The 24,979-nt window shown below is 73.1% G+C and carries 20 protein-coding genes and 1 riboswitch; of the genes, 13 read left to right on the top strand and 7 right to left on the bottom strand.

Features of this window, described 5'->3' with window-relative positions:
* Positions 1-2 precede the first annotated feature (2 nt).
* Complete coding sequence (gene pcrA, locus H0S66_RS02940; RefSeq protein WP_179614061.1) at positions 3-2,432, top strand: DNA helicase PcrA; 2,430 nt, start codon at positions 3-5, stop codon at positions 2,430-2,432.
* Between the two features lie 424 nt (positions 2,433-2,856).
* Here pcrA and H0S66_RS02935 read toward each other — a convergent pair whose 3' ends face one another.
* Positions 2,857-3,969: a M23 family metallopeptidase gene (locus tag H0S66_RS02935; protein WP_179614060.1), complete on the bottom strand. Its 1,113-nt coding sequence runs from the start codon at positions 3,967-3,969 to the stop codon at positions 2,857-2,859.
* Between the two features lie 331 nt (positions 3,970-4,300).
* Here H0S66_RS02935 and sucC point away from each other — a divergent pair, with 331 nt between their 5' ends.
* Together sucC and sucD are read left to right on the top strand one after the other, a co-directional pair.
* Positions 4,301-5,461 (top strand): ADP-forming succinate--CoA ligase subunit beta, encoded by a 1,161-nt coding sequence (gene sucC, locus H0S66_RS02930; RefSeq protein ID WP_179614059.1) that lies wholly within the window; start codon positions 4,301-4,303, stop codon positions 5,459-5,461.
* 23 nt (positions 5,462-5,484) lie between these two features.
* Positions 5,485-6,381 (top strand): succinate--CoA ligase subunit alpha, encoded by an 897-nt coding sequence (sucD, locus tag H0S66_RS02925; RefSeq protein WP_179614058.1) that lies wholly within the window; start codon positions 5,485-5,487, stop codon positions 6,379-6,381.
* 97 nt (positions 6,382-6,478) lie between these two features.
* Here the strand turns inward: sucD and H0S66_RS02920 are convergent, their stop codons facing one another.
* The 3 genes from H0S66_RS02920 to H0S66_RS02910 all read right to left on the bottom strand — a co-directional run bounded on the left by H0S66_RS02920 (position 6,479) and on the right by H0S66_RS02910 (position 10,357).
* On the bottom strand, positions 6,479-7,876 hold the full coding sequence (locus H0S66_RS02920; protein WP_179614057.1) for a hypothetical protein: 1,398 nt from the start codon (positions 7,874-7,876) through the stop codon (positions 6,479-6,481).
* Positions 7,869-8,375: an RNA polymerase sigma factor gene (locus H0S66_RS02915; protein WP_179614056.1), complete on the bottom strand. Its 507-nt coding sequence runs from the start codon at positions 8,373-8,375 to the stop codon at positions 7,869-7,871. The genes H0S66_RS02920 and H0S66_RS02915 overlap by 8 nt, the downstream gene beginning before the upstream one ends.
* 98 nt (positions 8,376-8,473) lie before the next feature.
* Positions 8,474-10,357 (bottom strand): SigE family RNA polymerase sigma factor, encoded by a 1,884-nt coding sequence (locus tag H0S66_RS02910; RefSeq protein WP_179614055.1) that lies wholly within the window; start codon positions 10,355-10,357, stop codon positions 8,474-8,476.
* Positions 10,358-10,545: 188 nt separating this feature from the next.
* Between H0S66_RS02910 and H0S66_RS02905 the strand changes: the two genes are divergently transcribed.
* The 5 genes from H0S66_RS02905 to H0S66_RS02885 all read left to right on the top strand — a co-directional run bounded on the left by H0S66_RS02905 (position 10,546) and on the right by H0S66_RS02885 (position 15,463).
* Positions 10,546-11,712, top strand: a complete 1,167-nt coding sequence (locus tag H0S66_RS02905; protein WP_180923775.1) for a cell division protein PerM — start codon at positions 10,546-10,548, stop codon at positions 11,710-11,712.
* A 25-nt stretch (positions 11,713-11,737) separates the two neighbouring features.
* Complete coding sequence (gene purN, locus H0S66_RS02900; protein WP_179614053.1) at positions 11,738-12,355, top strand: phosphoribosylglycinamide formyltransferase; 618 nt, start codon at positions 11,738-11,740, stop codon at positions 12,353-12,355.
* A 1-nt stretch (position 12,356) separates the two neighbouring features.
* A riboswitch (ZMP/ZTP riboswitch) is annotated at positions 12,357-12,434 on the top strand.
* 32 nt (positions 12,435-12,466) lie between these two features.
* Positions 12,467-14,041, top strand: a complete 1,575-nt coding sequence (gene purH, locus H0S66_RS02895; RefSeq protein ID WP_219633609.1) for a bifunctional phosphoribosylaminoimidazolecarboxamide formyltransferase/IMP cyclohydrolase — start codon at positions 12,467-12,469, stop codon at positions 14,039-14,041.
* 178 nt (positions 14,042-14,219) lie between these two features.
* The gene (locus H0S66_RS02890) at positions 14,220-15,065 is read left to right on the top strand and encodes a bifunctional methylenetetrahydrofolate dehydrogenase/methenyltetrahydrofolate cyclohydrolase (protein WP_179614051.1); all 846 of its coding nucleotides are present in this window, start codon (positions 14,220-14,222) and stop codon (positions 15,063-15,065) included.
* A gap of 11 nt (positions 15,066-15,076) precedes the next feature.
* Positions 15,077-15,463, top strand: coding sequence for a DUF3017 domain-containing protein (locus H0S66_RS02885; protein ID WP_258017073.1), 387 nt, complete (start codon positions 15,077-15,079; stop codon positions 15,461-15,463).
* A gap of 77 nt (positions 15,464-15,540) precedes the next feature.
* Here the strand turns inward: H0S66_RS02885 and H0S66_RS02880 are convergent, their stop codons facing one another.
* Both H0S66_RS02880 and H0S66_RS02875 read right to left on the bottom strand, forming a co-directional pair.
* Positions 15,541-16,494 (bottom strand): type IV toxin-antitoxin system AbiEi family antitoxin domain-containing protein, encoded by a 954-nt coding sequence (locus H0S66_RS02880; RefSeq protein WP_179614050.1) that lies wholly within the window; start codon positions 16,492-16,494, stop codon positions 15,541-15,543.
* Positions 16,495-16,648: 154 nt separating this feature from the next.
* Positions 16,649-17,635 (bottom strand): malate dehydrogenase, encoded by a 987-nt coding sequence (locus H0S66_RS02875; protein ID WP_179614049.1) that lies wholly within the window; start codon positions 17,633-17,635, stop codon positions 16,649-16,651.
* Positions 17,636-17,706: 71 nt separating this feature from the next.
* Between H0S66_RS02875 and H0S66_RS02870 the strand changes: the two genes are divergently transcribed.
* Together H0S66_RS02870 and H0S66_RS02865 are read left to right on the top strand one after the other, a co-directional pair.
* Positions 17,707-18,228 carry a hypothetical protein gene (locus tag H0S66_RS02870; RefSeq protein WP_179614048.1) on the top strand — a complete coding sequence of 174 codons (522 nt, stop codon included), beginning with the start codon at positions 17,707-17,709 and terminating at the stop codon, positions 18,226-18,228.
* Between the two features lie 25 nt (positions 18,229-18,253).
* On the top strand, positions 18,254-19,177 hold the full coding sequence (locus H0S66_RS02865; protein WP_179614047.1) for an NAD-dependent epimerase/dehydratase family protein: 924 nt from the start codon (positions 18,254-18,256) through the stop codon (positions 19,175-19,177).
* 15 nt (positions 19,178-19,192) lie between these two features.
* Here the strand turns inward: H0S66_RS02865 and H0S66_RS02860 are convergent, their stop codons facing one another.
* On the bottom strand, positions 19,193-20,149 hold the full coding sequence (locus H0S66_RS02860) for an MIP/aquaporin family protein (protein WP_179614046.1): 957 nt from the start codon (positions 20,147-20,149) through the stop codon (positions 19,193-19,195).
* Positions 20,150-20,324: 175 nt separating this feature from the next.
* Between H0S66_RS02860 and H0S66_RS02855 the strand changes: the two genes are divergently transcribed.
* From H0S66_RS02855 to trpS, 3 genes are all read left to right on the top strand, one after another.
* Positions 20,325-22,535 carry an NADP-dependent isocitrate dehydrogenase gene (locus H0S66_RS02855; protein WP_179617142.1) on the top strand — a complete coding sequence of 737 codons (2,211 nt, stop codon included), beginning with the start codon at positions 20,325-20,327 and terminating at the stop codon, positions 22,533-22,535.
* 127 nt (positions 22,536-22,662) lie between these two features.
* Positions 22,663-23,865 (top strand): MFS transporter, encoded by a 1,203-nt coding sequence (locus H0S66_RS02850; RefSeq protein ID WP_179614045.1) that lies wholly within the window; start codon positions 22,663-22,665, stop codon positions 23,863-23,865.
* Positions 23,866-23,910: 45 nt separating this feature from the next.
* A complete protein-coding gene (gene trpS / locus H0S66_RS02845) occupies positions 23,911-24,975 on the top strand; it encodes a tryptophan--tRNA ligase (protein ID WP_179614044.1) in 1,065 nt (354 codons plus the stop codon).
* Positions 24,976-24,979: the final 4 nt, after the last annotated feature.

Here is a 24,979-nt window from a genome sequence, read left to right as displayed (position 1 = left end):
GCATGAGCGAACCCACCACCCTGCCCGGATTCGAGCACCTCCGACCCGCCGCCGACGAGCCGCGCACGCCACGCCGCGGCCCCTCGCGCGAGGAGCTGCTGGAGGGGCTCAACGACCCCCAGCGCGCCGCCGTCGTCCACGAGGGCGCCCCGCTGCTGGTGGTGGCCGGCGCCGGCTCGGGCAAGACCCGGGTGCTGACCCGGCGCATCGCCTGGCTGATCTCCGAGCGCGGCGCGCACCCCGGCTCGGTGCTGGCGATCACCTTCACCAACAAGGCCGCGGCCGAGATGAAGGAGCGCGTCGAGGACCTCGTGGGCCGGCGCGCCCGGATCATGTGGGTCTCGACCTTCCACTCCGCGTGCGTGCGCATCCTGCGCAAGGAGGCCGACAAGCTCGGCTGGAAGTCGAACTTCTCCATCTACGACGCCGCCGACCAGAAGCGGCTGATGTCGCTGGTGTGCAACGACCTCGACCTCGACCCCAAGCGCTACCAGCCCGGGGCGCTGCTCAACTGGGTCTCCGACCAGAAGAACGAGCTGCGCGACCCCGACCAGGTCGCCGCCGAGACCCGCAACAAGCTCGAGGAGACCTACGCCTCGGTCTACGCGCTCTACCAGCGCCGGCTGCGCGAAGCCAACGCCCTCGACTTCGACGACCTGATCATGGCGACGGTGCAGCTGTTCCAGCAGTTCCCCGACGTGCGCGAGACCTACCGGCGCCGCTTCCGCCACGTGCTGGTCGACGAGTACCAGGACACCAACCACGCGCAGTACGCGCTGATCCACCAGCTGTGCGCCGAGCAGCCGGAGGAGACGGGCGCGGAGCGGGTGGCGCCGGCCGAGCTGATGGTCGTGGGTGACGCCGACCAGTCGATCTACGCCTTCCGCGGCGCCAACATCCGCAACATCCTCGACTTCGAGCAGGACTTCCCCGACGCGGGCTCGGTGCTGCTGGAGCAGAACTACCGCTCCACCCAGACCATCCTCACCGCCGCGAACGCCGTCATCGGCAACAACCGCGGCCGCAAGCCCAAGCGGCTGTGGTCGGACGCGGGGGAGGGCGAGCGGATCGTGGGCTACGTCGCCGACGACGAGCACGACGAGGCCCGCTTCGTCTCCGAGCGCATCGACAAGCTCGCCGACGCCGGCGTGCGCGCCGGCGACGTGGCGGTCTTCTACCGCACCAACGCCCAGTCACGGGTGCTGGAGGAGGTGTTCATGCGCACCGGCCAGCCCTACAAGGTCGTCGGCGGGGTGCGCTTCTACGAGCGCCGCGAGGTGCGCGACGCGCTGGCCTACCTGCGGATGCTGGCCAACCCGGCCGACCAGGTCTCGCTGCGCCGCATCCTCAACACCCCCAAGCGCGGCATCGGCGACCGGGCGGTGGCCTGCGTCAACGCGCTGGCCGAGCGCGAGCAGCTGACCTTCTGGGAGGCGCTGCGCCGGGCCGAGCAGGCCCCGGGCCTGGCGACCCGCTCGCTGACCCAGATCCGCGGCTTCGTCGACATGGTCGAGGAGCTGCAGTCGATGGTCGACGGCGGGGAGCGCCCCGACGTCATCCTCGAGTCGGTGCTCGCGCGCTCGGGCTACCTGACCGCGCTCGAGGACTCCGACGACCCCCAGGACGCCACCCGGCTCGAGAACCTCGCCGAGCTCGTCGCCGTGGCCCGCGAGTTCGCCGAGGACCCCCAGCCCGGCCCGTCGGTCGACCCCGCCGACATCGAGGAGGGCGTGGTGGCCGTCGGCCTCGGCGACTTCCTCGAGCGGGTCGCCCTGGTCGCCGACGCCGACCAGATCCCCGACGACGACCCCGACAACACCGGCGTGGTCACCCTGATGACGCTGCACACCGCCAAGGGCCTGGAGTTCCCGGTCGTCTTCCTCACCGGCCTCGAGGACGGCGTCTTCCCGCACTCACGCGCCCTCGGTGACCAGAAGGAGCTCGAGGAGGAGCGCCGCCTGGCCTACGTCGGCATCACCCGCGCCCGCGAGCGGCTGCACCTCTCCCGGGCGCTGGTGCGCTCCGCCTGGGGCGCCCCCTCGCACAACCCGCCCTCCCGCTTCATCGACGAGCTGCCGGTCGACCTCATCGACTGGGAGCGCACCGAGGCCGCCCAGACCAGCTGGTCGCGCCCCGACGTGAGCGGGTCGTGGGGCGGCGGCCAGCGCGGCAGCACCGGCGCGCCCACCGCCGCGGGCCGACGCAACTTCTCCTCCGCCGCCGCCCGCGCCGACGCGGCGTCCAAGGCCAAGAAGCCGGCCAAGGAGATCCCCTCCCTCGACCCCGGCGACCGGGTCCTGCACGACTCCTTCGGCATGGGCACGGTCGTCTCCGTCGAGGGCGCCGGCGACAAGTCGGTCGCCTCCATCGACTTCGGCTCCGAGGGCGTCAAGCGCCTCCTGCTGCGCTACGCCCCCGTCGAGAAGCTGTAGCGGGCCCGGGGGCGTGTCGAGCGGTCACTTCTGAACCATCGACCGGTCACTGTCGGACCGCTGCCGAGACCCCGGTGAGTGACGCGCTCGCCGTACGCCGCTCGCTTGCGGGGTCTCGACGACGCTCGAGCCTTCGGCCCTCGCTGCTCGACCAACGGCGGCGCTTCGTTGGTCGAGCAGTGACGAGCGCCAGCGAGGAGCGTCGTCGAGACCGGGTGACGGGCGCGCTCGCCGTACGCCGGGTGGTGCCGCCGGGTGCACAGTGGTCACTGACGACACCTCAGCGGGGTCAGGTGATGTCGTCAGTGACCACTCCGCGTCGCGACTGACGCGCTGGCCGTACGCCACTCGCTTGCGGGGTCTCGACGACGTTCGAGCCTTCGGCCCTCGCTGCTCGACCAACGGCGTGGCCTCGCTGCTCGACCTACGGGGTGATGCCGCGGGCGACGAGCGCCGCGTAGGGGTCCACCGGGTCGCCGCCACCGGGGCGGACCTCGAGGTGGAGGTGGGCGCCGGTGCTGTTGCCGGTCGAGCCCACGGTGCCGATGGTCTCGCCGGCGGTGACGCTCTCGCCGACGGAGACGTAGGTGGAGGTCTGGTGGGCGTACCAGATCTCGGTGCCGTCCTCGAGCGTGAGGACGGTCTTGTTGCCGTAGGAGCCGTCGTAGCCGACCGAGGTGATGGTGCCGTTGGCGACGGCCTGGATCGGGGTGCCGGCGGGGGCCGCGAAGTCGAGACCGGTGTGGTAGCTGGCCCACAGCCCGTAGTCGCCGAACTCGGCGGTCAGGCGGTAGCCAGCGACCGGCAGCTGCCACAGGTTCTTCTCGAGGACCTTGGCGTGCTTCTCGGCGGCGGCGGCGAGGTTGGAGAGCTCGGCGTTGCGCTGCTCGGCCTGCTGCTCGACCTTGGCGGCGAGCTTGCCGCCGGAGGCGTCCTCGAGCGCGTCGCGGGAGGAGTCGCGGCTCACGACGCCCTCGCGGCCCAGGAGCACGCTGTCCTGGCCCATCGAGCCGCTCAGCGCGCCGGCCTGGCCGACCTTGGCGGGGGCGGCGGAGGCGAGCTCGGTGTCGGCGGTGCCGGTGGTGCTCAGCACGCCGCCGATGGAGACCGCCAGCGCGGCCACGCCCAGGAGCACGGGACCGGAGGGCAGCCGGCGCAGCACCGAGGGGCGCGAGGTGCGCTCGGCGCGGCGCTTGCCGGCCGGCGCGGGGGAGGGGATGTCGGAGGTGCGCAGCGACGCGAGCGGCAGCGACATCGTCTGCTCGGAGGCGAAGGAGGTGGTCTGGTCGACGGGCTCGAGGTCGGCCAGGACCCGCTCGATGGTGCTGGTGTCGATCTCGGGGGCCGGGGCGGCGGCGCGGCGACGACCGACGTACGGCGTAGCGGGGGCGGCCTCGACGTTCTCGAGCTGCTCGACGGGCTCGGTAACCGCGGCACGGCGGCGACCGACGTAGGGCTGCGGGGTGGGCTCCGCGCTCAGCAGGGTCCCGGCCTGGCCGCGACCGGAGTCGGGGCGCTCTGCTCGGTTGTGACCCATGCGGGAAGGCTCTCCGTCTGTCGGCATCGGGGGGATGATCGCCCGAAGGGGTGATCGGGCGCAACGGTCAGGAACTGTAACGGATCCGTATCGGCGACCGAAACCGGAACCGTCACGTGGGGGACAACCAGGTGGACGCGGGGAGGTCACGTCCGCGGCGGGGCGCGGCTCTCCGGTCTGGACCACCTCCGACCATGACCTCCGTCACGTCGGCGGGGGCGGACCTCGTGCCCGACGGGCCAACGGGTCTAGTGTGCCGCGGAGACAACCAGGGTGCAGGTGTCCGACTGCACCGGTGAGTGCAATCGATGACTAGAGAACTGGTGGATCAGTGGACCTGATGGAGTTCCAGGCGAAGAAGCTCTTCGCCAAGCACGACGTCCCGGTGACCGAGGGCATCGTCGCCCAGACCCCCGAGGAGGCGAAGGCGGCCGCCGAGAAGCTCGGCGTCGTCGTCGTCAAGGCGCAGGTCAAGGCGGGCGGGCGCGGCAAGGCCGGCGGCGTGAAGCTGGCCAAGACGCCCGACGAGGCCTTCGAGCACGCCTCCAACATCCTCGGCATGACGATCAAGGACCTCACGGTCCACCGGGTGCTCATCGCGCCGGCCGCGAGCATCGAGGAGGAGTACTACTTCTCCTTCCTGCTCGACCGCGCGAACCGCAGCTACCTGTGCATCGCCTCGGTCGAGGGCGGCGTGGAGATCGAGGAGGTCGCCAAGACCAACCCCGACGCCGTCAAGCAGATCGCGATCGACCCGGGCACCGGCGTCGACGAGCAGAAGGCCCGCGAGATCGTCGCCGAGGCCGGCTTCCCCGAGGTCCTCACCGACCAGGCCGTGCAGACCGTGCTCGGCCTGTGGAAGACCTTCGTCGAGGAGGACGCCACCCTGGTCGAGGTCAACCCGCTGGCCCGCCTGGCCGGTGACAAGCTCGAGGCCCTCGACGGCAAGGTCTCCCTCGACGAGAACGCCGAGTTCCGTCACGAGGACCACGCCGAGTTCGAGGACAAGGAGGCCGCGGACCCGCTCGAGGCCAAGGCCAAGGAGATGGGCCTCAACTACGTCAAGCTCGACGGCGAGGTCGGCATCATCGGCAACGGCGCGGGCCTGGTCATGTCGACCCTCGACGTGGTCGCCTACGCCGGTGAGAAGCACGGCGGCGTCAAGCCCGCCAACTTCCTCGACATCGGCGGCGGCGCCTCCGCGACGGTGATGGCCAACGGCCTCGACGTGATCCTGAACGACCCGCAGGTCAAGAGCGTCTTCGTCAACGTCTTCGGTGGCATCACCTCCTGCGACGCGGTCGCCGACGGCATCGTGGGCGCCCTGGACATCCTGGGCGACGAGGCCACCAAGCCGCTCGTCGTGCGCCTCGACGGCAACAACGTCGAGGAGGGCCGCCGCATCCTGGAGGAGAAGAACCACCCCCTGGTGACGCTGGTCGAGACGATGGACGGCGCGGCCGACAAGGCCGCCGAGCTGGCGAACGCCTGAGAAGGACGAGGAACACAAGAACTATGTCGATCTACCTCAACAAGGACTCGAAGGTCATCGTCCAGGGCATCACCGGCGGTGAGGGCACCAAGCACACCCGCCTGATGATGAAGTCCGGCACGCAGGTCGTGGGCGGCGTCAACGCCCGCAAGGCCGGCACCACCGTGACCCACCAGGACGCCGACGGCAACGACGTCGAGCTGCCCGTCTTCGCCAGCGTCGCCGAGGCGATGGCCGAGACCGGCGCCGACGTCTCCGTGGCGTTCGTGCCCCCGGCCTTCACCAAGGACGCCTGCATCGAGGCCATCGACGCGGGCATCGGCCTGCTCGTGGTCATCACCGAGGGCGTCCCGGTGCAGGACACCGCGGAGGTCTTCGCCTACCTCGACGGCAAGAAGACCCGGATGATCGGGCCCAACTGCCCCGGCATCATCACCCCCGGCGAGGCGCTGGCCGGCATCACCCCGGCCACCATCGCCGGCAAGGGCCCGGTCGGCCTGGTCTCCAAGTCGGGCACGCTGACCTACCAGATGATGTTCGAGCTGCGTGACTTCGGCTTCTCGACCGCCATCGGCATCGGCGGCGACCCGGTCATCGGCACCACCCACATCGACGCCCTCGAGGCGTTCGAGGCGGACCCCGAGACCAAGGCGATCGTGATGATCGGCGAGATCGGTGGCGACGCCGAGGAGCGGGCCGCGGCCTACATCAAGGAGCACGTCACCAAGCCGGTCGTCGGCTACGTGGCCGGCTTCACCGCCCCCGAGGGCAAGACCATGGGCCACGCCGGCGCCATCGTCTCCTCCGGTGCGGGTACCGCGCAGGGCAAGAAGGACGCCCTCGAGGCGGCCGGCGTGAAGGTCGGCAAGACGCCGTCCGAGACCGCCGAGCTGATGCGCGAGATCCTCAAGGGCCTCTGAGCCCCAGCAGGACCCAGCAGCACCCAGCACGACCGACAGGGGAGGTCCTCCGGCACCAGGTGCCGGAGGACCTCCCCTGTCGCCGTCTCCGGGGCCCTCAGCCGCCGAAGGCCGCCCGCACCTGCTCCAGGACGGGCGCGCTCTCGGCCGTCAGGTCGTCGGCCCCGGGCTCGACGGTCGTGGTCGACCACTCCCCGCCCCAGCTGGTGGCCAGCACGGCGTTGCCGACCCGGGTCAGCTGGTAGCCGGCCCCGCCGATGCCGCCGTCGCTCATCGTCATCGCGAACGTCACCGAGTCGTCCGGCGCGTCGGCGGGGGAGAGCAGCGACCAGACGACCGGCTCGCCGCGGGTGCCGCCGACCGAGGAGCAGGCCGAGGCCGCGTCGGTGACCCCCGCGAGCACCGCGGCGGCCCGCTCCACCGACTCGTACGTCGCCAGCTCGCGCACCCGCAGCGACTCCGGGCCCGCGAGGGCGTAGGCGAGCCGGTCGACGGGCTCGGCCGGCCAGGTGTCGCGCAGCGTCGAGCACATCGCGGAGAGGTCGACGCCGTCGCCGTCGGCGGCCGGCCCGACGGCCTCGCTGTCGCCGTCGACGACCAGCCCCGCGTCGAGCGCGAAGCCGTCGGGGATCTCCGCCCCGACCGACGCCGGCTCCACCGGGTCCGGCCTCGCCGGCGGCTCGGCGCAGGGGTCGGCGGCGAAGACGCACATCGACGACACGACGTACGCCGAGTCCTCGCGCACCTGCTCGACGGTCAGGTCGACCACCGCGGGGTCCCCGGCGCCGCCGAAGTTGGCGTTGTCGTAGAGCACCGCGTTGCCGACCCGCACCAGCTGGTGCACGTGCGCGTCGCCGGTCTGCTCGCCGTCGGCGTACCAGCTGTTGACGAAGACGTAGGACTGCTCGCCCAGGTCGGAGGCCTGCTCCACGGCCCAGATCGAGTCGCCGCGCGGCGCGGGCTGCTCGCAGGCGGCCAGCTGGGCGCGCAGGTCGTCGACGGCGGCGGTGGCCGCGGCGTCGTCGGCGTACACCGCGACGGCGCGCTGCTCGGAGGCCTCGACCCCGTCGGTCCAGATGGCGTCCTCGGTGTCGAGGGCGCCGTCGGCGGTGAACCCCGGGCCGCCGCAGGGGCCCACGATCTGCTGGGTGTAGTCGGGGTAGCGCTCGGCGCCCTCGGGGAGGCCGTCGAGCAGCGGCAGGTCCTCGGGCACCGCGGTCAGCCAGTCCACGTCCGCGGTCGAGGTGGTCGAGGAGGCCGAGGCCGGTCCGGGGCCGGCCGGGTCGAGCGGTCGGCTCGAGTCGGCGCCGCCGGCGACGAGGGCCAGCGGGGTGGCCACCAGCACGCCGACGGCCGCGACGCTGCCCACGGCCACGAGCGCCGTGCGCCGACGGCGCATCCGGTCGCCGCGACGGCGGACCTCGGCGGCGGGCAACGGTTCCACGGGCAGCCCCTGGTGGGTGAAGGTGGCGAACAGGTCGTCGTTCTCAGGCATGGCTGGCTCCCTCCTGGAGTCCGTCGTCGTCGGTGAGCAGCGCCGCCAGGGCGGCCCGTCCGCGCGAGAGCCGTGCCTTGACGGTGCCCTCGGGCACCCCGAGCTCGCGGGCCACCTCGTGCACCGGCAGGTCGGCGATGTGGTGCAGCACCAACGTGTGGCGCTGCGCCTCCGGCAGCCGCTCCAGCGCGCGCACCAGCGCGACGTGCGCCTCGCTCGGCGGGGGCGTGCTGGTGCGGGGGCCGACGGCCCGGTCGGTGGGTCGCTTCGCCAGCCGGGTGCGCCGCCAGCGGCTGACCGCCAGGCGGTGCGCGGTGGTGCGCACCCACGCCTCCGGGTGCTCGGCGCGGTCGAGCCTGCGCCGGTGCGACCAGGCGCGCACGAACGCCTCCTGCACGCACTCCTCGGCCTCGTCCCGGTTCCCGATCATGGCGTAGAGCTGGGCCACGACGCGGGGGTACGAGACGGCGTAGAAGTCGTCGAACTCGCGTTCGTCCATCGACCCGTCCTCATCTCCTCATGGTGCTTGCACACAGGAGTACGCCCCAGGGTGCTCCTCGGTTGCACCAGAGGAGGAGGAATCGCGCAGGTCGGGTATCAGGGGGCGGAGCGGAGCCGTTCCAGGGCCCGCTCGGCGAGGGCGGCGAACGCGCCGTCGGCCATCTGCACCTGCGGCGTCGGCACGAAGGAGACCTGCATCAGGCGGCCGCCGACGCGACCCACGGCCATGTCGTAGCGCACCACCGTGTCGTCGGAGACCTCGATGCTCACCCGCCAGGCGTGCAGCTCGGTGTCGCCGTTGCTGCGCGAGAGCGTCGAGACGACCTCCGAGCCGAGCTCGCGGTCCTCGCAGCTGGCCATCTTGCGGCGCACGGCATCGACGAAGGTGCCGGCCTGGCGGGCCGGCAGGGTGCCGATGGTCTCGCTGAGGCCGAACTCGACCGGCAGCTTGGCCCCCGGCACCAGGTAGGTGCGGGTCGCGGCCTCGCGCACCGCCCTGCCGCCGACCTTGCCGGTGAAGGAGGTCTGGTCGCAGCGGGTCGCGGCCGGGTTGGCGCCGCGCACCTGGGTCGCGCGGGTGGCCACCCAGGGCCGGTCGACGGTGCTGACCGGCGGCAGGTCGGTCTCCACGAGCAGGCGCGGGGCGTCGCCGACCGGCTCGGCGTCGCGGGGCGTGAGCCGGACCTTGCCGGTGCAGCTGCCGCCGGGGGCGAGCTCGCACAGGGCGTCCACGGCCGAGCCGAGCAGCTCGGCGTTGCCGGGGGCGTTCTCGACGCCGTTGCCCAGCACGGAGGTCAGCGTCGTGGTGACGTAGCGGCCTGTGCGGGCCACGCCCAGCACGTAGGTGTGCACCGGGTCGGCCCAGTCGCGCAGCACCATCTGGGCCGCCTCGTCGCCCACGCCCTGCACGGTGCGGGTGCTCAGCAGCTGGGTGCGGCCCTCGGTGCAGCCGGCGTACCAGCCCTCGACGGTGCGGAACCCGGCCTTGGCGGCCTTGCGGCTGCGCGAGACCTCGGTGGCCTGCCAGGCGACCCGCTTGGCCTCGGCCTTGGGGCCGTTGTCGGGGGCGGTGGCGACGCTGAACTCGCGCACCAGCGCGTCGACGACCTGCGGGTCGGCGTACCGGCTGGCCCGGCACGGCATCAGCAGCCCGTCGCCGGCGGTGTTGTCGGTGGTGTCCACGACCTTCCAGCCCTGGCCCGGCACCTGCTCGGCGATCGCGGAGGCGGGCACCATCGCCGACTCGGGCAGCGGCTCGGCGTCGGGCGCGGGCGCCAGCGCCCCCTCGCTGGGTGCGGTCGGCGACGGCGGCGCCGACGGGGTGGAGACCGCGGCGCGGTCGAGGGTCGGGCGCAGCCCGGCGGGCTCGGTGAGCAGGGTCCCGGAGATGCCGACCGCGGCGACCGCGGCGACCGCCCCGACCAGGGTGTGGGTACGGCGTCGCGCGGTGCCGGCGCGGCGCACGATGCTCGCGCGCGGCCAGCGCACCTCGTCGGTCACCGTCGCCAGGCGGCGCAGCAGCAGCGAGGTCTGGGTGCTGGGGGCCTGGCGGTGCAGGGAGAACTGGGCGGTGGCGTGCTGGAGCTCGCGGGCGGCGGCCTCGTCGGTCATGCCGACCTCGCGGGCCAGCTCGGGCATGCTCGTGCTGGCCAGGTGGGCCAGGAGCAGCACCCGGCGCTGGGTGGTGCTCAGGTGGCCGAGCGCCTCGAGGGTGGCCTGCACCTCGGGGTCGAGGCCCTTCTCGCGGTGCCAGACGCGGGCGGTGTGGCGACGGTGCGCGTGCTGCCACACGTGCGGGCGCACCCAGGCCTCGGCCGAGGGGGTCCGCGAGACCTTGCGCCAGTGGTGCCAGGCCAGCACGAAGCCGTCGCGCACCGAGGAGCGTGCGGCCGGGAGGTCCCCGGTCAGCGCGTACGCCTGCAGCAGCAGTCGCTCGCGGGCGTCCTTGTAGAACGCGTCGAAGTCCTCGGGATCCTTCATGGCGACTCGACGATACGGGGTCGCCACAGGCTGCTGCGAGTCGGCGTGGCGGCGCCCGGGGGCGTGCGGCGCGCGCGAGGATGGAGCGGTCATGACTTCGCTGCTGCCCGGTTCGTCCGCCTCCCGCACCCCCCCGCGGGTCCGCCCGCGCGGCCGCACCCCGTCGCTGGCCGCTCGCGCTGGTCTCGGTGGCCGGTGGGGCCGGCGCCGCGCTGGGCCCGCTGCTGGTGTGCCTGGCGCTGGGCGTGAGCGGCTGGTTCCTCACCGACGCGGGCGCCCACGGCACCCCGAGCGACGGGCTGCGCGTGGGTGCCCTGGCCTGGCTGATGGGCCACGGCTCGGGCGTGCAGGTCGACGGGGTGGCCGTCACCGCGGTGCCGCTGGGGATCACCCTCGTCGCCGCCTGGGCGCTGTGGCGCCTGGGGCGCCGGGTCGGCGAGGCGGTCTCCCACCACGGCCCCGACGCCGACGCCATCAGCGACGGCGAGCGCGACTGGACCGTGCCGGTCGCCGGTGCCTACCTCGCGCTGGGCTACGTGGTGGTCGGCGTCCTGACCCACGCGCTGGGCGCCACCGCCGCGACCGCGCCCTCCGCGGGCGGGGTCGTGGCCTGGTCGCTGGGGCTCTGCCTGCTGGTCGGCCTCCCCGCGCTGGCCGTGGGCTCCGGGCGGGCCGCGATCTGGTCGTCGTACCTGCCCCCGACGCTGGTCGCCGCGGCCGGCATCGCCCGGCGGCTGCTGGCCACCTGGCTGCTGCTCGCGGCGCTCGTGCTGCTCGCCGCCTTCCTCGTCGACATCGGCACCGCCGCCAACGTGATGTCGCAGCTGCACACCGGTGCCGGCGACGTGGTCGTGGTGAGCGCCGTCAGCCTGCTGCTCGCGCCCAACGCCGTCGGCTTCGCCGGCTCCTACCTGCTGGGCCCCGGCTTCACCGTCGGGACCGGCACCCTGGTCGCGCCGTCCGCGGTGGTCCTCGGGCCGCTGCCGATGTTCCCGCTGCTCGCGGCGCTGCCCGACAACGGCACCCCGCCGGGCTGGACCACCGCGCTGGTGGCGCTGCCGCCCGTGCTGGCCGCCGTCGTGGTGGCGCGCGCCCTGCGGCGCACCCCCACCCTGCGCCTGAGCGAGGGGGCGCTGCGCGGCTGCGTCGGCGGTGCGCTGGCCGGGCTCGGCTTCACCGTGCTGGCCACCCTCGCCGGGGGAGCGGTCGGCCCGGGGCGGATGCGTGACGTCGCGCCCCTGGCCGGTGAGGTGATGGTGCACTCGATCGCCTCCTTCGGCCTCGGTGGCCTGGTCGGCGGTCTGCTCGTCACCGTCTGGGCGCGCCGCGCCCTGCGAGACGCCGACACCGCCTAGCAGCGACCCGGTTAGAGTCGGCGCCGTGCCAGCGCGTCTCGTCGTCCTCGTCTCCGGCTCCGGCACCAACCTGCAGGCGCTCCTCGACGCCTGCACCGACCCGGCGTACGGCGCCGAGGTGGTCGCGGTCGGCGCCGACCGCGACGGCATCGAGGGCCTGGCCCGGGCCGCGCGCTCGGGCGTGCCGACCTTCGTCGAGCGGGTCGGCGACCACGACGACCGCGCCGCCTGGGACGCCGCGCTGAGCGAGGCCGTCGCCGCGCACCGGCCCGACCTGGTCGTGCTGGCCGGGTTCATGAAGCTCGTGGGGCCGGCCTTCCTGGGCCGCTTCGGCGGCCGCACCGTCAACACGCACCCCGCGCTCTCGCCGTCGTTCCCCGGCATGAGCGGCCCCGCCGACGCGCTCACGTACGGCGTGAAGGTGACCGGCTGCACGCTCTTCGTGGTCGACGAGGGCGTCGACACCGGCCAGATCGTGGCCCAGGTGGCGGTGCCCGTCGAGGACGACGACGACGTCGACTCGCTGCACGAGCGGATCAAGACCGCCGAGCGCGCCATGCTGGTCGAGGCCGTCGGGGTGATGGCCCGCGACGGGTTCAGCGTCGAGGGCCGCCGAGTGCGCCTGGGCCGAGCGGCCCGCTAGGCTGCGGCCACACGACTGGCGCAGGTGGGTGACCACCGGGGAGTGACTTGTCGGGGCATCGTCCGCCTGGGTGCCCTCCTTCCGTCGTCTACGCAGCCCGCAGGAGTGTCCGTGAGCGAGAACCGAGTCCCGATCAGGCGTGCCCTGGTCTCCGTCTACGACAAGTCCGGCCTCGAGGAGCTCGTCCGCGGGCTGCACGACGCCGGCGTCACCCTGGTCTCCACCGGTGGCTCCGCCAAGCTGATCGAGGGCCTGGGCCTGCCGGTCACCAAGGTCGAGGACCTCACCGGCTTCCCCGAGTGCCTCGACGGGCGGGTCAAGACGCTGCACCCGCGCGTGCACGCCGGCATCCTGGCCGATCGCCGCCTCGAGAGCCACGTGCAGCAGCTCGCCGACCTCGAGGTCGAGCCCTTCGACCTCGTCGTCTCCAACCTCTACCCCTTCACCCAGACCGTCGAGTCGGGCGCGACGCCCGACGAGTGCGTCGAGCAGATCGACATCGGCGGCCCCTCGATGGTGCGCGCCGCCGCGAAGAACCACCCCTCGGTCGCGATCGTCACCAGCCCCGGGCGCTACGCCGACGTGCTCGGCGCGGTGGCCGCCGGGGGCTTCACGCTCGAGGAGCGCAAGCGCCTGGCCGCGGAGGCCTTCGTGCACACCGCGTCGTACGACGTCGCGGTCGCCTCCTGGATGGGCAACGTGCTCACCGACACCAGCGACGGCGCCGGCTTCCCCGCGTGGATGGGCGCGACCTGGGAGCGCCAGGACGTGCTGCGCTACGGCGAGAACCCGCACCAGTCGGCGGCGATCTACCGCACCGGTCACGGGTCCGCGGGCCTGGCCGGCGCCGAGCAGCTGCACGGCAAGGAGATGTCGTACAACAACTACGTCGACACCGACGCCGCGCGCCGTGCGGCCTACGACTTCGACGAGCCCGCCGTGGCCGTGATCAAGCACGCCAACCCCTGCGGCATCGCCGTCGGCGGCGACATCGCCGAGGCGCACCGCCGCGCCCACGCCTGCGACCCGGTCTCGGCCTTCGGTGGCGTGATCGCCGCTAACCGCCCGGTCTCGGTCGCGATGGCCGAGCAGGTGGCCGAGGTGTTCACCGAGGTCATCGTCGCCCCGGCCTACGAGGACGGCGCCGTCGAGGTGCTGGCGCGCAAGAAGAACATCCGCATCCTGGTCTGCGAGCCGCTCGAGCGCGGCGGGGTCGAGACCCGCCCGGTCTCCGGCGGCCTGCTCGTCCAGCAGCGCGACGCCGTCGACGCCGCCCTCGAGACCGGCGGCGACGACCCGTCGTCGTGGACCCTGGTCACCGGCGAGGCCGCCCCCGACGACGTGCTCGCCGACCTGGGCTTCGCCTGGAAGGCCTGCCGGGCCGCGAAGTCCAACGCGATCCTGCTGGCCAAGGACGGCGCCGCCGTCGGCATCGGCATGGGCCAGGTCAACCGGGTCGACTCCTGCCGCCTCGCGGTCACCCGCGCCGACGACCGGGCCGCCGGCTCGGTCGCGGCCTCCGACGCCTTCTTCCCCTTCGAGGACGGCCCCCAGATCCTCATCGACGCCGGCGTCACCGCCATCGTCCAGCCCGGCGGGTCGGTGCGCGACGAGCTCACCATCGAGGCCTGCAAGGCCGCCGGCGTGACGATGTACTTCACCGGCACCCGGCACTTTTTTCACTAGGCACGGAGCTTGCTCCGGGCCGTAGGTGGAAAGGTCGAGCGAGCGCCGCGGCCGAGGAACGAGGCCGCGACGCGCGTGTCGAGACCCGGTGACGTGCCCGCCGACCGCCACCACGTCGACGTACAGGAACCAGCGCCGGCTCGGCGCCCCGACGCACGCAGATGACAGGATGAGCACGATGACTGCACAGAAGCTGGACGGCACCGCGACCCTCAAGGCCATCAAGGCCGAGCTCACCGAGCGGGTGGCGGCGCTCAAGGAGCGCGGCGTGGTGCCCGGGCTGGGCACCGTGCTGGTCGGCGACGACCCGGGCTCGCACTGGTACGTCGGCGCCAAGCACAAGGACTGCGCCGAGATCGGCATCGAGTCGATCCGCGTCGACCTGCCGGCCAGCGCCACCCAGGCCGAGGTCGAGGCGGAGATCGACCGGCTCAACGCCGACCCGTCGTGCACCGGGTTCCTGGTGCAGCAGCCGACCGGCCTCGACGAGTACGCCCTGCTCTCGCGCGTCGACCCCGACAAGGACGTCGACGGCCTGCACCCGGTCAGCCTGGGGCGCCTGGCGCTCAACGTCGAGGGCTCGCTGCCGTGCACCCCGGTGGGCTGCATCGAGCTGGTGCGCCGCCACGGCATCGAGGTCGCCGGCGCCGAGGTGGTCGTGGTCGGGCGCGGCCTGACCGTCGGCCGCCCGCTGGGCCTGCTGCTGACCCGCCGCTCGGAGAACGCCACCGTCACCCTGTGCCACACCGGCACCCGCGACCTGGCCAAGCACGTGCGGGAGGCCGACATCGTGGTGGCCGCCGCGGGCGTGCCGGGCATCATCACCGCCGACATGGTCAAGCCCGGCGCGGCCGTGCTCGACGTGGGTGTCTCGCGCGTCGACGGCAAGATCGCCGGCGACGTCGCCGCCGACGTCTGGGACGTGGCCGGCTGGGTCTCGCCCAACCCCGGCGGCGTCGGCCCGATGACCCGCGCGATGCTGCTCTCCAACATCGTGGGCATGGCCGAGAAGGCTGCGTCCTGAGTGTGGCCCTGGTGAGCGACCCCGCCGGCGGCGCCGACCCCGAGGAGCCGTCGTACGACGCGGCGGAGCAGGCGACCTCGGTGGAGGAGATCGCCGAGGAGATCGCCGAGGAGGAGGGGCGCCGCTACCCCTCGACCCTCGGCGGGCTGATCTACCTCGGGGTGCTCGCCGCCGGCGCGGTCGGCATCGTGCTGGCCGGGCGTGACGACTGGCGCCTGGGTGTCAGCGTCCTGGCCGGGGCGCTGATGGCCGCCGCCGCCGCCCGGCTCGTGCTGCCCGCCCGCGACGCCGGCATGCTCGCGGTGCGCCACCGCCTCGTCGACGTCGCCCTCCTCGGCGGCGTCGGCGGCCTCCTGCTCTTCCTGGCCCGCACCATCCCCAACCAGCCCGGTCTCTGACGGCCGAGCAGTCACTTCCGCACCACCGAGCAGTCAGTTCCGAACCACCCACCGGTCGATCTGGCACCACTCGCCCGTCACCTCCGGTGTACGCCGGCACCCTCGCCGCGCGCGTAGCGTCGACCAGCCGGGCCCACCCGCTCCGCCACCGCGGCCCGCAGCTGTCGCACCCAGGTGTCCAGCCCGGGACCGCTCAGCCCGTCCTTGCGGACCACGACGACGACCCACCCCGCCCGTCGTAGAGCCTCGCGACGCAGCCGGTCCCGCTCACGGTCCTCGGGGCTGGAGTGGTGCTCCTCGCCGTCGTACTCGATCGCGATCCGCAGCCGCGGGTAGGCCAGGTCGAGGCGGAACTGGCCCTCGGGCAGGAGCACGACCACCTGTGGCGTCGGCATCGGCAGCTGGTGGTCGACCACCAGCCGTCGCACCCACGACTCGGCGGGCGACTCGAGCAGCCCGCACGCGCTCGGGGCGAGCTCCCGCAGCTGGGTGACGCCGCGCCGGCCGGCGAAGCGGGCGGTGATCGCTCTCAAGTCCTCAGGAGTGATGCCGTGGCGGCGGGCGAACTGGTCGAGCACCGCAGCCGCCCCGAGGCGCCCGCGCAGGCAGGCGAGATCGGCCGCGGTGCGCAACGGCGTCGTCACCGGCACCCCGTCGAGCTCCATCACGTCGTCGGCGGCCAGGGAGCGCAGCGCCCCGCGCGTCCCGGTGAGCCGGGTGCGCGTGCCGTCGCGGGCCACGACCTCGAGGTGCGGCGGCACGTCGAGTGCGCTCGGCTCCCAGTGGTCGACGCCGTGCATCCAGGCAGCGCTGCGGTCGCAGACCACCATGCGCGTCGGCATCACGAGCCTCGCCGCCGCGGCACGCAGCGCGGTCCCGTCGGGCACGTCGGCGTCGACGTACACGCCCCGGAGCACCCGGCGCACGCGTCCGTCCTCGCGCGCCCGCTGCAGCCGGCGCTTGGTCCAGCCGAGTGCAGCGGCTTGCTCTGTGGTGGCGGGTTCGGTCAACGGCGTGGGGCGGACGTCCATGAACGGCACGTTGCCCGAGTCGGCGCTCCTACGAACGCCGCCGCCCCCCGGCCTGTGGACAACAGGTCGGGGGGCGGCGGGAGAGAGGTTCAGACTTGACCGGTGGGTGGTTCAAGACTGACCGCTCGGCGGTTCAGAAGTGACTGCTCGGCCGTCAGATGAGGCCCAGCTCGGTGACCGCGTCGCGCTCCTCGGCGAGCTCGGCGGTGGAGGCGTCGATCTTGGCGCGGGAGAAGTCGTTGACCTCGAGGCCCTCGACGATCTTCCAGTCGCCGCCGGAGGTGGTGACGGGGAAGGAGGAGATGAGGCCCTCGGGGACGCCGTACTCACCGTTGGAGCGCACCGCCATCGAGACCCAGTCACCCTCGGCGGAGCCGTAGAGCCAGTCGCGGGCCGCGTCGATGGTGGCGGAGGCGGCCGAGGCGGCCGAGGACGAGCCGCGGGCCTCGATGATCGCCGCGCCGCGCTTGGCGACGGTGGGGATGAAGGTGTTCTCGAGCCAGTCCTGGTCGCCCACGGTCTCGGCGGCGTTCTTGCCGGCGATCTCGGCGTTGAACAGGTCGGGGTACTGGGTCGCGGAGTGGTTGCCCCAGATCGTCATCTTGGTGATGTCGGTGACGGAGGCGCCGGTCTTGGCGGCCAGCTGCGAGATCGCGCGGTTGTGGTCGAGGCGGGTCAGCGCCGAGAACCGCTCCTGCGGGATGTCGGGCGCGTTGGTCATCGCGATGAGCGCGTTGGTGTTGGCCGGGTTGCCGGTCACGCCGATGCGCACGTTGGAGGCCGCCACCTTGTTGAGGGCCTTGCCCTGCGCGGTGAAGATCGCGCCGTTGGCCGAGAGCAGGTCGCCGCGCTCCATGCCGGGGCCGCGGGGGCGGGCGCCGACGAGCAGGGCGAGGTTGACGCCGTCGAAGATCGTCTCGGCGTCGTCGCCGATCTCGACCCCGGCGAGGCCCGGGAAGGCACAGTCGTCGAGCTCCATGACGACGCCCTCGAGCGCCTTCAGGGCGGGGGTGATCTCCAGCAGGCGCAGCTCGATGGGCTGGCCACCGGTCAGCGCGCCGCTCGCGAGACGGAACAGCAGGCTGTAGCCGATCTGACCGGCGGCGCCGGTGACGGCCACCTTCAACGGGGTAGTGCTCACGCGGATCTCCTAGCGATGGTCTGGGTGCGGCCGACGCTAGCAGCGCTGGGCGGGTGCGCGAGCATGGACCCATGCCCGTCACCCCGGCCCCCATCGTCGTACGCCGCGCGGCCGTGACCGCTGTGGCTGCCGTGACCGCTGTGGCCCTCGGGGGCTGCTCGCTCGGCCCCGGCGACAGCCCGCCCACCGGCATCGACGGGCTCGAGGTGCCCAGCGCCTCGCCCGACCCCGACGACTTCGTGGCGCCCGAGGGGACCCCCGGGCCCGAGATCGCCGGGGTTGCGACCACCCGCGTCGAGCGGCTCGACGGGCTCGAGCAGGTCGTCGACCTCCTCGCCACCGACGAGGACGGCCACACGTGGTGGTTCGGCCGCGAGGGGGAGTGGCAGGTCGGCCCCGACGTACCGCTGGGCCTGTGGCTGCCGGCGCAGCCGCGGGTCGGCGACGGGTGGCGCCGCTCCGCGGCCGAGGGTGTCTCGGAGGAGCGGGTCACGGTGCTGGAGGCCGGCGAGCAGGTGGTGCTGGAGGTCCGCTCCGACCTCGACCCCGATCTGGTGCGCCGCGAGGTCTGGCCGCAGCCCACCACAGGGTGAGGCGGCCCGTGCTTGTGTGGATCGCATGAGCCAGACCAGCACCATCACCAGCACCCCCACCGTCGTCGTCACCGGTGCCAACGGCCTCGTCGGCGCCGCCACCTGCGCCGCGCTCGTCGAGCGGGGCGCCCACGTGCGTGCCGTCGTACGCCGCGCGGGCACGGCCCCCGCGCTGCCCGGCGTCGAGGAGCGCGTGGGCGACTTCCACGACCCCGACCTCGCCGCGAGGCTGGTCGCGGGCGCCGACGCCGTGGTCACGACGGTGCACCCCATGGGCAGCGACCGCGAGACCCAGCACCGCATCGGGGTGGAGGGCACCTCGGTGCTCGCCCGCGCCGCGGCCGGGACCGGGGTGGAGCGCTTCGTGCACGTCTCGACGGCCGCCGTCTACGACCGCTCACCGGGCGCCGGCGACGTCGACGAGGAGGCCGCCCTGGTCGGCGACGACGCCGGCGACTACCCGGTGACCAAGCGCGACACCGACGCGGCGATCGCGCAGGTCGAGGGACTGACCCGGGTGCTGGTGCGCCCGCCGGCGATCCTGGGCGCGGGGGACAGCTCGGTGTGGAACACCCTGCGCCCCCGGGCGATCCGCGACGACGAGTCCGCCCGTCGGGCCAACCCCGACCAGTCCTTCGCCTGGGTGCACCTCGACGACCTCGCCGCCATGATCGCCGAGGTCGCCACCGGTCGCACCGAGGCCGGCGACGCCCCGGAGCAGGGCCCGGTCGCGGGCGGCTGCACGGCGGTCAACGTGGCGGGCGAGCCGGCGACGGTGCGCGACTACCACGAGACGGTGACCGGGGCGCTGGGCGTGGAGCCGCAGTGGCAGGAGGAGCCCGCGTGGACCGGCCAGGTGCGCGCCGACCGCGCACACCGGTGGGGCTGGAAGCCGAGCGTCAGCCTCGCCGCCGCCCTCGACGAGCTGGCTCGCGGCCTGCAGGAGTAGGTCAGGGCCGACAGGTCAGGGCCGGATCTGGGTCCGCCCGTCGTCGTCACCGGCCGGGCGCGGGGCCGGGGGCTGCTCCAGCGGGCGCCACTGGTGCGCCACGGGGTCCCACTGCCAGCCGTCCTGGATGATCGGCGCCGGCTCGGCCTGCGGCTGGTCGCCGGCCTGGGGCCGGTTCCACTGCTGCTGGAGCTGGTCGGGCGCGCCGTGCCCTGGCACGGCGACGGGCGCGCGCCGCGGGATGCCGGAGCCGGCGACCGGGTCGCTGCCGTGCCCGAAGAGCATCGGGTAGGCCAGGCCAGCCACCGCTGCGCCGAAGAGCGGCGCAAGGATGAACAGCCACAGCTGCATGATCGCGTCGGTGCCGGCGAACAGGGCCGGGCCCAGGGAGCGGGCGGGGTTGACGGAGGTGCCGGTCGCCGGGATGGCCACGAAGTGGATGGCCGCCAGGGTCAGCCCGATGGCCAGGGGGGCCATCGCGGGGTGCTCGTTGCGCGAGTCGGTGACGGCGAGGATCACGGTCACGAAGACGGCGGTGAGCAGCATCTCGAGCAGGAACGCCGACCAGGCGGCGTAGCCGGTGCCCGCGTCGCCGAAGCCGTTCTGGCCGAGGTTGCCCGTGGCGTCGAAGCCGGGGAACCCCTGCATGAGCGCCCACAGGGCCGCTGCCCCGGCGACGGCGCCGAGGAGCTGCGAGCCCAGGTAGACCGGGACGTCGCGCCAGGTGGTGCGCCCGCCGAGCACGGCGCCCAGCGTGACCGCGGGGTTGAAGTGCCCGCCGGAGACGCGTCCGAAGGCGTAGACCATGACCATGACCGCGATGCCGAAGGTCAGGCCGATGGTCGTGACGGTGCTGATCGCACCGACCTGACCGGCGTACACGACGGAGCCGCACCCGAAGAAGACCAGCACGAAGGTCCCGATGGTCTCAGCCGCGATCCGCTGCCCCGTGGTGGGTCCCGCTGTGTCCATGCGCCTGTCCTCTGCCTCGGGTGAGATCCGGCCCAGCGCCGGTGATCGAGACTACTCCTGCATTGCCCGGGTGTCGCCGGGCTGCGAGGGTGGGGACGGATCGCGCGGTGCGCGGTCAGGTATCTTGACGTCAAGAAATCACTTGCACTCGAACGCCGAGGAGTCGCCCCGCACCATGGCCACCATCATCTACACCCACACGGACGAGGCGCCCCTGCTGGCGACCTACTCCTTCCTGCCGATCATCCAGGCGTACGCCGCCAAGGCGGGCGTCGAGGTCGAGACCCGCGACATCTCGCTGGCCGGCCGCATCCTCGCGCAGTTCCCCGAGCGCCTCACCGAGGAGCAGCGCATCGGTGACCACCTCGCCGAGCTCGGCGAGCTGGCCACCAAGCCCGAGGCCAACATCATCAAGCTGCCCAACATCTCCGCCTCCACCCCGCAGCTCAAGGCCGCGATCAAGGAGCTGCAGGAGAAGGGCTACGACCTGCCGGCCTACCCCGAGAACCCGCAGAGCGACGAGGAGAAGGACGCCCGCGCCAAGTACGACAAGGTCAAGGGCTCGGCGGTCAACCCGGTCCTGCGCGAGGGCAACTCCGACCGCCGCGCGCCCGCCGCGGTCAAGGGCTACGCCAAGAAGTACCCCCACCGCATGGGCGAGTGGAAGAGCGACTCCAAGACCGCCGTGGCCACCATGGACGGTGGCGACTTCCGCTCCAACGAGCAGTCGGTCGTCATGGAGTCCGCCGACACCCTCTCGATCGTGCACGTCGGCGTCGACGGCACCGAGACCGTGCTCAAGGACGCGCTGCCCGTCGAGGCCGGCGAGGTCGTCGACTCGACGTTCATGAGCGTCGCCGCGCTGCGCCGCTTCCTGACCGAGCAGATCGCCCGCGCCAAGGCCGAGGACGTGCTGTTCTCAGTGCACCTGAAGGCCACGATGATGAAGGTCTCCGACCCGATCGTCTTCGGCCACGCCGTGCAGGCCTTCTTCCCCACCCTCTTCGAGCAGTACGGCGAGCAGCTGGCCGCGGCGGGCATCTCGCCCAACGACGGCCTCGGCGGCCTGATGTCCTCGCTCGACCAGCTGGCCGATGGTGAGGCGATCAAGGCCGCCGTCGAGCAGGGCCTGGCCGAGGGCCCGCGGATGGCGATGGTCGACGACCGCAAGGGCATCACCAACCTGCACGTGCCCTCCGACGTCATCATCGACGCCTCGATGCCGGCGATGATCCGCATCGGCGGCCACATGTGGGGCCCCGACGGCCAGGAGGACGACTGCCTCGCGGTCATCCCCGACTCCTCGTACGCCGGCGTCTACGCCGCGGTGATCGAGGACTGCAAGGCCAACGGCGCCTACGACCCCGCGACCATGGGCTCGGTGCCCAACGTGGGCCTGATGGCGCGCAAGGCCGAGGAGTACGGCTCGCACGACAAGACCTTCGAGATCCCCGCCGCCGGCACCGTCGTGGTGCGCAACGGCGCGGGGGAGACCCTGACCTCCCACGAGGTCGAGCCCGGTGACATCTGGCGCGCCTGCCAGACCAAGGACGAGCCGATCCGCGACTGGGTCAAGCTCGCCGTGACCCGGGCCCGCGCCAGCGGCTCGCCGGCCGTCTTCTGGCTCGACGAGACCCGCGCCCACGACGCGAACCTGATCAAGAAGGTCCACGCCTACCTCCCCGAGCACGACACCGAGGGCCTGACCATCGAGATCATGGCCCCGGCCGAGGCGACGACGTACTCCGTCGAGCGCATCCGCAAGGGCGAGGACACCATCTCGGTGACCGGCAACGTGCTGCGCGACTACAACACCGACCTGTTCCCGATCCTCGAGGTCGGCACGTCGGCGAAGATGCTCTCGATCGTGCCGCTGATGAACGGTGGCGGCCTCTTCGAGACCGGCGCCGGCGGCTCGGCGCCCAAGCACGTGCAGCAGCTCATCGAGGAGAACTACCTGCGCTGGGACAGCCTGGGCGAGTTCTTCGCGCTGGCCGCCTCCTTCGAGCACCTCGCGGGGTACGCCGACAACCGCGGCGCCCAGGTCCTGGCCGACACCCTGGACGCCGCGACCGCGACGTTCCTGGAGGAGGACAAGTCCCCGACCCGCAAGATCGGCGGCATCGACAACCGCGGCTCGCACTTCTACCTGGCCATGTACTGGGCCCAGGAGCTGGCGAAGCAGACCGTCGACGCCGACCTGGCCGCGGTCTTCGCGCCGCTGGCCGAGAAGCTCGCCGCCGAGGAGGAGACGATCGTCTCCGAGCTCAACGGCGTGCAGGGCAGCCCGGCCGACATCGGTGGCTACTACCAGCCGGTCGACGAGAAGGCCGACAAGGTGATGCGGCCCTCGAGCACCCTGAACGAGGCGCTCGCCTCGCTCTGACGCCCACCCGCAGCACCTCGCACGAGCCCCGGACCGCCACGGTCCGGGGCTCGTCGTAGAATAGCGGTAAACCTGCCCGGTGTTGGACGATGGTGACCTGCCCTCCCTCGTCCCGGAAGTGCCCTGCATGACGACTCTCGCCCCGGCCGCGCCCGCCGCCCAGCCGGTGACCCGCGCCCGCTTCGTGATGGCCGTGGTGGCCCTGGCCACCGGTGGTTTCGCGATCGGCACCACCGAGTTCGTCACGATGGGGCTGCTGCCCCAGATCGCGGGCGGCATCGGGGTCACGATCCCGCAGGCGGGCCACCTGATCTCCGCCTACGCCCTGGGCGTGGTGGTCGGTGCGCCGACCCTCGCGGCGCTGGGCGCGCGGCTGCCCCGCCGCGCGCTGCTGGTGTGGCTGATGGTCGCCTACGCCGTGCTCAACCTGCTCTCCGCGGCGGTCTCGCACTACGGCCTGCTGGCCTTCGTGCGGTTCCTCGACGGGCTGCCGCACGGCGCCTACTTCGGCGTCTCGGCGCTGGTGGCCTCCAGCATGGTCAGCCCCGACAGGCGCGGACGCGCCCTGGCCCTGGTGATGATGGGCATCCCCGTCGCCAACCTCGCCGGCGTCCCCGCCGCCACCCTGCTCGGCCAGGCCTACGGCTGGCGCGCGGCGTACGTCGCCGTCGGGCTGGTCTCGGTCCTCACCGTCGTGATGATCCTGCTCTTCGTGCCCAGCACCCCGGGCGACGCCACCGCCACCGGCCGGCGCGAGCTCGCGGCGCTGCGCCACCCCCAGCTCTGGTACGCCGTCGGGGCCGGCGCGATCGGATTCGGCGGCCTCTTCGCGCTGGTCTCCTACATCGCCCCGATCACCACCGACGTGGGCGGTCTGCCGGAGTCGGCGGTCGCGGTCTTCCTGCTGGTCCTCGGCGCCGGCATGGTCGTGGGCAACGTGGTGGCCGGGCGCCTGGTCGACTGGTCGGTCGAGAAGTCGCTGCGCGGTGCCGCCGTGGGCCTGGCGCTCGCGCTGGTGCTCTACTTCGTGCTCGCCCCCACCGGCTGGTGGGCGGTGCTGGCCGGCTTCCTGGTCACCGTCATCGGCTCGGTGCTGGCGCTGGGCTTCATGGCCCGGCTGATGGACGCCGCCGAGCACGCCCAGACCCTGGGCGCGGCGATGAGCCACGCCAGCCTCAACATCGGCAACGCGCTGGGCGCCTGGCTGGGCGGCCTGGTGATCGCGGCCGGCTACGGGCTGCGCGCACCGCTGGTCGTGGGCGCCGCGCTCGCGCTCGCCGGCCTCGGCGTGCTCGTGGTCGCGCGCCGGGCCCACCTGCTCGAGGACTGAGCCCCGCCCGTCGGGCCCGGCGGCCGGTCGGGGAGAATGGGGCGCATGGCAGCCACCACCCAGCCCGAGGTGTCCGTGCCGGCAGCACCGCCCTCGGGGGCCCGTCCGCGTGTGCTCTCGGGCATCCAGCCGACGGCCGACTCCTTCCACTTCGGCAACTACCTCGGCGCGCTGCGCCAGTGGGTGGGGCTCCAGCACGACCACCAGCCGTTCTTCTTCATCGCCGACCTGCACGCGATCACCGTCGAGCAGGACCCCAAGGTGCTGCGCGAGCGGACCCTGCGCGCGGCGGCCCAGCTGCTGGCCATGGGCATCGACCCGGAGCGCTCGGCGATCTTCGTGCAGAGCCAGGTCCCGGCCCACGCCCAGCTCGGCTGGGTGCTGCAGTGCCTGACCGGCTTCGGCGAGGCGCGCCGGATGACCCAGTTCAAGGACAAGTCGGCCAAGGGCGGTGAGGGTGCGGCCAGCGTCGGGCTCTTCACCTACCCGGTCCTCCAGGCCGCCGACATCCTGCTCTACCGGCCCCACTTCGTGCCGGTCGGCGAGGACCAGCGCCAGCACCTCGAGCTGACCCGCGACCTCGCGCAGCGCTTCAACCACCGCTTCAAGAAGACCTTCCGGCTGCCCGAGCCCTACATCCTCAAGGCCACCGCGAAGATCGCGGACCTCCAGGAGCCCACGGCGAAGATGTCGAAGTCGGCCTCCTCGGCAGCCGGCATCATCGACCTGCTCGACCAGCCGTCGGTGAGTGCCAAGAAGATCCGCTCGGCCGTCACCGACTCCGACGGCGAGATCCGCTTCGACCGCGAGGAGAAGCCGGGCGTCAGCAACCTGCTGACGATCTACTCGGCGCTGACCGGCGAGGGCGTGGCCGACCTCGTCGAGCAGTACGCCGGGCGCGGCTACGGCGACCTGAAGAAGGACCTCGCCGAGGTGGTGGTCGACGTCGTGACGCCGTTCCGCGACAAGACCCTCGAGCTGCTCGACGACCAGGCCCACCTCAGCGACGTGCTGCGCCGCGGGGCGGAGCAGGCCGGCGAGGTCGCCGAGGCCACGCTGCGCGACGTCTACCAGCGTGTCGGGTTCGTGGCGCCGACGCGTCACCCGTGACCGC

This window comes from Nocardioides marinisabuli (genome assembly GCF_013466785.1).
GTDB lineage: Bacteria > Actinomycetota > Actinomycetes > Propionibacteriales > Nocardioidaceae > Nocardioides > Nocardioides marinisabuli.
This window is presented reverse-complemented; position numbering and strand designations above follow the sequence as displayed.

Bases quoted from the DNA above. Each gene is read 5' to 3' on its own strand.
- H0S66_RS02855 (WP_179617142.1), top strand. From the start codon at position 20,325: ATGGCCACCATCATCTACACCCACACGGACGAGGCGCCCCTGCTGGCG.
- H0S66_RS02915 (WP_179614056.1), bottom strand. From the start codon at position 8,375: ATGGACGAACGCGAGTTCGACGACTTCTACGCCGTCTCGTACCCCCGC.
- H0S66_RS02910 (WP_179614055.1), bottom strand. From the start codon at position 10,357: ATGAAGGATCCCGAGGACTTCGACGCGTTCTACAAGGACGCCCGCGAG.
- H0S66_RS02935 (WP_179614060.1), bottom strand. From the start codon at position 3,969: ATGGGTCACAACCGAGCAGAGCGCCCCGACTCCGGTCGCGGCCAGGCC.
- H0S66_RS02890 (WP_179614051.1), top strand. From the start codon at position 14,220: ATGACTGCACAGAAGCTGGACGGCACCGCGACCCTCAAGGCCATCAAG.
- H0S66_RS02860 (WP_179614046.1), bottom strand. From the start codon at position 20,149: ATGGACACAGCGGGACCCACCACGGGGCAGCGGATCGCGGCTGAGACC.
- H0S66_RS02880 (WP_179614050.1), bottom strand. From the start codon at position 16,494: ATGGACGTCCGCCCCACGCCGTTGACCGAACCCGCCACCACAGAGCAA.
- H0S66_RS02865 (WP_179614047.1), top strand. From the start codon at position 18,254: ATGAGCCAGACCAGCACCATCACCAGCACCCCCACCGTCGTCGTCACC.
- pcrA (WP_179614061.1), top strand. From the start codon at position 3: ATGAGCGAACCCACCACCCTGCCCGGATTCGAGCACCTCCGACCCGCC.
- H0S66_RS02850 (WP_179614045.1), top strand. From the start codon at position 22,663: ATGACGACTCTCGCCCCGGCCGCGCCCGCCGCCCAGCCGGTGACCCGC.
- H0S66_RS02920 (WP_179614057.1), bottom strand. From the start codon at position 7,876: ATGCCTGAGAACGACGACCTGTTCGCCACCTTCACCCACCAGGGGCTG.
- H0S66_RS02870 (WP_179614048.1), top strand. From the start codon at position 17,707: ATGCCCGTCACCCCGGCCCCCATCGTCGTACGCCGCGCGGCCGTGACC.
- sucD (WP_179614058.1), top strand. From the start codon at position 5,485: ATGTCGATCTACCTCAACAAGGACTCGAAGGTCATCGTCCAGGGCATC.
- trpS (WP_179614044.1), top strand. From the start codon at position 23,911: ATGGCAGCCACCACCCAGCCCGAGGTGTCCGTGCCGGCAGCACCGCCC.